This window comes from Virgibacillus carmonensis, from assembly GCF_057836705.1.
This window is the reverse complement of sequence record NZ_JBYQFJ010000226.1, coordinates 1-628: the sequence shown is the minus strand read 5'-3', so window position 1 is coordinate 628 and position 628 is coordinate 1. Positions and strand designations below refer to the sequence as shown.

Annotated in this window: 2 protein-coding genes; both read left to right on the top strand. The window is 33.3% G+C overall.

What is annotated here, in order from left to right:
• Positions 1–273, top strand: a 273-nt coding sequence (locus tag AC3G7N_RS21540) for an isocitrate lyase/phosphoenolpyruvate mutase family protein (protein ID WP_489424177.1), incomplete at its 5' end; no start/stop codon positions are given.
• Positions 274–290: 17 nt separating this feature from the next.
• A partial coding sequence (locus AC3G7N_RS21535) for an Ada metal-binding domain-containing protein (RefSeq protein ID WP_489424176.1) occupies positions 291–628 on the top strand: 338 nt, incomplete at its 3' end.

Here is a 628-nt window from a genome sequence, read left to right as displayed (position 1 = left end):
AAGCACTCTATTGATTTAGTAAAGGAAGCGCTAAATAAAGCTGAAGTCTATGCTGGTGCTGATGGTATATTTATCCCAGGGCTAACCAATATAGAGCTGATTGAGGAGTTTTCTAAAAATTCCCCTTTACCAGTTAACATTATGCTGAATTCATCTACTAATATCGATAGTATTAACTGGAAAAATATTGGTGTAAACCGGGTAAGTTATGGACCACATTCTTATTTCCAAGCACAAAATGTCTTAGAAAATCATCTTACATTTAGTATTTAGGAGGAAGAGCAAAAGTTATGATTAATGACCAAAGGACAATAGATACATTTTATACAATGCTAATAGAGAAAAACTCAAACTATGAAGGCACTTTTTATGTAGGAGTTAAAACGACAGGCGTTTTTTGCAGACCAACTTGCCCTGCAAAAAAACCTAAAAAAGAAAACTGTGAGTTTTTTAAAACAGCAAAAGAAGCTACATTGGCTTCATACAGGCCTTGTAAAAGGTGTCAGCCATTAAATACACCTAGTTCTTTATCCCCTGAAGTTAAAAAATTAGTTGTAGCTATAGAAGAGAATACTCAAAAAAAATGGACGGATAAAGATTTTAATGACTTATCTATTAGTGCTAACAC